The organism is Microcystis sp. LE18-22.4A (assembly GCF_027531105.1).
GTDB classification, from domain to species: domain Bacteria; phylum Cyanobacteriota; class Cyanobacteriia; order Cyanobacteriales; family Microcystaceae; genus Microcystis; species Microcystis aeruginosa.
Genome location: NZ_JAPZRB010000054.1, coordinates 1 through 4,661, shown reverse-complemented (window position 1 = coordinate 4,661; position 4,661 = coordinate 1). Strand labels below are relative to the sequence as shown.

Sequence of the window (4,661 nt, the reverse complement as noted above, 5' to 3'; positions counted from 1 at the left end):
TTAAATATTGGAAGAAAGGTAGTCGGAGAGGCCGCCTTTAGCGGGAATCCGATAGAGAGGTTCGTAGTTAACCCAGTACGGGTCAAAGCGTACAAAGCTAATTCTAGATGCAATATTTGCGTACAGAATTAGTAACTATTCGGATGTTAATCGAGAATCAATTGGCTTTTTCCCAAGCATCTCGATCGCTCAAAGATGAGGAAATACAACGCGCTCAACAACGGGGATTGACCTTAAAAGAGGTTCCCGTGGCTATCGATGGAATTGCGATCGCAGTTCATCCCGATTTACCAGTTTCCGGTCTAACAATTACCCAGTTAAAAGATATTTATACAGGAAAAATTAGCAATTGGCGGCAAGTGGGCGGGCCTAATTTAGCCATTATTCCCTATTCCCGACGCAAGGAAGATGGGGGAACCGTGGAATTTTTTATCGATCAGGTTTTAGAAAAAGCCGATTTTGGGAGTAATATTCAGTACATTTACAGTACAACTTCCGCTCTCAGAAAAGTTTCCCAAAATCCGGGAGGAATTTACTATGCTTCTGCACCGGAAGTAGTTCCCCAGTGTGGAATTAAAACTTTACCCCTTGGTAAAAGCGAAAATAAGTTAGTTGCCCCCTATCAAGAACCTTCGATCCCGTCTTCCCAATGTCCCCAGAAGCGTAATCAACTGAATGAATTAGCTTTTCAGCAAGCCATCCGCGCCCAATACCTGCGCCATAATCGCGTCAGATACTTTGCTTTGATCTAAGATTGAGTTAGCAATATCTAATTTGGAGTCTCAGGCAATGGAACCGATTTCTCTAATTCTCGCTGCGTTGGCTGCTGGTGCGGTTGCTGCTGCTAAGGATACGGCAGGAACAGCCGTTAAGGATGCTTATGAGAGTTTAAAAGCGTTGATTAAGAAGAAATTTGCAGAAAAAGGGAAAACAGATGATAGTGATATCGTCGATAAACATGAGAAAAAACCAGATTCAGAGGGGGTAAAAACACTGCTCAAAGAAGAGTTACTTGAAGCAAAAATTGATAGAGATGCAGAGGTTATTAAGACAGCAGAAGCATTACTTAAGCAATTAAAACCTGAAGAATTTGCCGCAGGTAAGTATAATATTAATGTTGGTGGTGATATTAAAGGAATGGTGGTAGATGGTACTTTTAAGGGAATTGCAGGAGATATTAGTGTTGCAACTGTTAGTCAGAACATTAATTAGTTGAGGATTATTTAGGAGGGAAATTTATGTCAATTACTGTTGAGGTAGAACTTAAAGATTTTCTAATTCAAATCAATCAAAAGTTAGACAATCTTCAAAAAGATGTTACTGATATTAAGATTGAACTTAGTGAAGTTAAAGGTGAAATTAAGCTTCTGGAGGGAAAAATTGATGGTGTCGAGAAGCGTCTGGAGGAAAAAATTGATGGTGTCGAGAAGCGTCTGGAGGAAAAAATCGATGGTGTCGAGAAGCGTCTAGAGGGAAAAATTGATGGTATTGAGAAGCGTTTAGAGGGAAAAAATGATGGCGTGGAAAAGCGCTTAGAGAATCAAGAGTTTGTCAGTCGAGGGATTTTAGTCGCTTTAATTGTAACGATTTTAGGCGGTTTGGCTAAATTGTTTGGTTTAGTAGGAAGTCCTTAAAGAGTGCTAATTCTAAAACTGTAATTTAAAGTTAACTTTAAAAGAATAATTTTGGGGTAGCAAAAATGACTGATAAAAGTTATTATTTAGAAATAGGGGGTGATGTTAAAGGTCTTATTGGTGATGGTGAATTTAAGGGAATTGCGGGTGATATTAGTGGCGGTGTAATCAATCAATATATTATCACCCAAAAGTCAGGAGGTGAGATTCAGTCTCAACCTTTAATTACGGGTTCACCTTATTTGGGTTTAAGGAAGTTTGAAGTAGATGATAAGGATAAGTTTTTTGGTCGAGATAATTGGATTATTGAGTTAACCGATTATTTAAAGCAAAAGAATGTTTTATTGCTTTTAGGTGCGTCGGGAAGTGGTAAGTCTTCTCTAGTTCAAGCGGGTTTAATTCCTAAGTTAAAGGATAATTTTGGCGCAAATAAATTGGTTAATTTAACTTTTGTTCCTGATGTTAATCCCTTTGAGTCTTTTTATGGTTGTCTTTTAGGGAATAGATATAAACAATCCCAAGCAAAATTAGCACAAGCTGTTAAGGAAGAGACTTTAATTAAGGTGGTTGAAAGATTAAAAAATAATTCTGATTTATGGTTTATTTTTATTGACCAATTTGAGGAGTTATTTACTCGTACACCGAAGACGGAAAGAGATATTTTTATTAAAAGTTTGATTAAATTAATTGAAAATAATGATAGTTTAGTTAAAATTGTGATGACGATAAGGGCGGATTTTTTAGATAAATTAAGTCCTTATCCCAGTTTAGGAAAAATCCATGATCAGTATAGCAAGATGTTAACGGATATGGATGAAAGTGAGTTAAGATTAGCTATTGCTGAACCGGCGGCGAGAAATGGGGTAATCTTTGAAAAGGGATTAATTAATCAAATTATTGCGGATTTTTATGAACAGGCTGGCTCTTTACCTCTGTTACAATATACATTGGATTTATTGTGGGAAAAAGATCATATTCAAAATCGGGTTTTAAATATTAAGATTTATCAAGAGATTGGTGGGGTAACGGGTGCGCTAGAAAAACAAGCGGATAAAATTTATGGTCAATTTAATGAACAGCAACGGAAAGCAGCAGAGGAAATTTTTCTAGAGTTAATTAGTTTAGAAGGGGAAAAAGCGGTTAGCAGAAGGGCGGATAAATCGAGTTTTGAACAGGAGGAAATGCAAAGGGAGGTTCTCTATCAATTGATAGATAATCGTCTTTTGGTGAGTAAGGGAGAAGACGGGAAAGCAACGGTTGAGGTGGCACATGAGGCGTTATTACGTTCTTGGCAAGTGTTACAGAATTTAATTCGAGAAAAAGAGGAGATAATTGTTCTGAGAAGTCGTTTATATGCTGATGCTAAACAGTGGGATGATTTACAGAAGCAAGATGCAGTAAAAGCGAGTAGTGAGCTTTGGGGAGGTTCTAAGTTGGCTAAAATTGTTGAGTTTCAAAAGAATAATTCTCTGCCTAATTTAGATCCTGTGGCGATTGAGTTTATTAAGGCGAGTATTAGTCAAGCTGAACGTCAAAAAAATGAAAAAATTAGAACAGCGAGAAGGATTGCGGCGGGTTCCTTGGTGGCGGTGGTGGTTAGTAGTAGTTTGGGTTTGATGGCTTGGAAACAAACACAACAAGCGGAACTCAATCTGGCAAATGCTCGCGGGTTTTCTTCTTTGACTTTGTTTGTTCAAGGAAAAGAATTGGAGGCTTTTGTTGAAGCAATTAAGGCAGGAAAAACTCTACAAAAGCAGCAGGCATCCGACAAGGAGGTGACTAATGCCTTACAGGAACTTCTCAACCGCAAAAGTGAACGCAATCGCTTAGAGGGGCATGATAACTTTGTCCAGAGTGTTAATTTTAGTCCCGACGGCAAGACTTTGGTGAGCGGTAGTGGTGACAAGACTATCAAACTCTGGAATGTAGAAACAGGCCAAGAAATTCGCACCCTCAAGGGGCATGATAGCACTGTCAATAGCGTTAATTTTAGTCCTGACGGCAAGACATTGGTGAGCGGTAGTTGGGACAACACTATCAAACTCTGGAATGTAGAAACAGGCAAAGAAATCCGCACCCTCAAGGGGCATGATAGCGCTGTCTATAGCGTTAATTTTAGTCCTGACGGCAAGACATTGGTGAGCGGTAGTTGGGACAACACTATCAAACTCTGGAATGTCGAGACAGGAACAGAAATCCGTACCCTCAAAGGGGATGATTGGTTTGTCACAAGCGTTAATTTTAGTCCCGACGGCAAGACATTGGTGAGCAGTAGTAATGACAACACTATCAAACTCTGGAATGTAGAGACAGGCCAAGAAATCCGCACCCTCAAGGGGCATGATTGGGTTATCACAAGCGTTAATTTTAGTCCCGACGGCAAGACTTTGGTGAGCGGTAGTAATGACAACACTATCAAACTCTGGAATCTTGGGAAAGACTGGGGTTTAAGTGATTTAATGGGGCGTAGTTGCGATTGGGTGCGGGTTTATTTGCACAATCCTAATTCTGGTGTCAGGGAGGAGGATAGGGGTTTGTGTGATGGGATTGGGGGTAAATCGTCAGTATCAGGATTTTGAGGATTAGAGGATTTTCAGGATGCTCAATCTTAAAAGATTGTCAGGAGTTTCCAAGTAAATAATCCAGTTAATCCTAAAATCCCGTTAATCTTGGTTTAGACTTCTTTGTGAGGATACAGAAGGATTATAGGGCGATGCAGAAGAGTTGTAGGACAATACAGAAAGATTGTAGGACAATGCAGGACTTAAACGCTTTAATGGGGCGTAGTTGCGATTGGGTGCGGGTTTATTTGCACAATCCTAATTCTGGCGTTAAGGAGGAGGATAGACATTTGTGTGATGGGATTGGTGAGGAGAAGTGATAATATAGTTAGGGTCTGCTGAATAAATCTAAAAACCTTGTTGGATAAGACTTTTGGACTTTTTTCCCCTCAAAAAGTGCCAGCCATTGCGGGGATCGGGGGAAAATTCAGGTACTTTTTCCCTGAAAATTAGGTAGTTGACCACC

The 4,661-nt window shown here is 39.5% G+C and carries 5 protein-coding genes; all 5 read left to right on the top strand.

The window, feature by feature from the left end; translation table 11 throughout:
• Positions 1–107 precede the first annotated feature (107 nt).
• The 5 genes from O9295_RS02640 to O9295_RS02620 all read left to right on the top strand — a co-directional run bounded on the left by O9295_RS02640 (position 108) and on the right by O9295_RS02620 (position 4,515).
• Positions 108–752 carry a substrate-binding domain-containing protein gene (locus tag O9295_RS02640; RefSeq protein WP_072923699.1) on the top strand — a complete coding sequence of 215 codons (645 nt, stop codon included), beginning with the start codon at positions 108–110 and terminating at the stop codon, positions 750–752.
• A gap of 37 nt (positions 753–789) precedes the next feature.
• Entirely contained in the window at positions 790–1,212 is a 423-nt protein-coding gene (locus O9295_RS02635; protein ID WP_288031472.1) for a Het-E N-terminal domain-containing protein, read from the top strand.
• A gap of 26 nt (positions 1,213–1,238) precedes the next feature.
• On the top strand, positions 1,239–1,634 hold the full coding sequence (locus O9295_RS02630; RefSeq protein WP_288031469.1) for a hypothetical protein: 396 nt from the start codon (positions 1,239–1,241) through the stop codon (positions 1,632–1,634).
• Positions 1,635–1,699: 65 nt separating this feature from the next.
• Positions 1,700–4,213, top strand: coding sequence for an NACHT and WD repeat domain-containing protein (locus O9295_RS02625; protein ID WP_288031466.1), 2,514 nt, complete (start codon positions 1,700–1,702; stop codon positions 4,211–4,213).
• Between the two features lie 176 nt (positions 4,214–4,389).
• Positions 4,390–4,515: a hypothetical protein gene (locus tag O9295_RS02620; RefSeq protein ID WP_256378255.1), complete on the top strand. Its 126-nt coding sequence runs from the start codon at positions 4,390–4,392 to the stop codon at positions 4,513–4,515.
• Positions 4,516–4,661: the final 146 nt, after the last annotated feature.

Coding starts and splice junctions, on each gene's coding strand:
- O9295_RS02625 (WP_288031466.1), top strand. CDS start 1,700: ATGACTGATAAAAGTTATTATTTAGAAATAGGGGGTGATGTTAAAGGT.
- O9295_RS02635 (WP_288031472.1), top strand. CDS start 790: ATGGAACCGATTTCTCTAATTCTCGCTGCGTTGGCTGCTGGTGCGGTT.
- O9295_RS02640 (WP_072923699.1), top strand. CDS start 108: ATGCAATATTTGCGTACAGAATTAGTAACTATTCGGATGTTAATCGAG.
- O9295_RS02630 (WP_288031469.1), top strand. CDS start 1,239: ATGTCAATTACTGTTGAGGTAGAACTTAAAGATTTTCTAATTCAAATC.
- O9295_RS02620 (WP_256378255.1), top strand. CDS start 4,390: ATGCAGGACTTAAACGCTTTAATGGGGCGTAGTTGCGATTGGGTGCGG.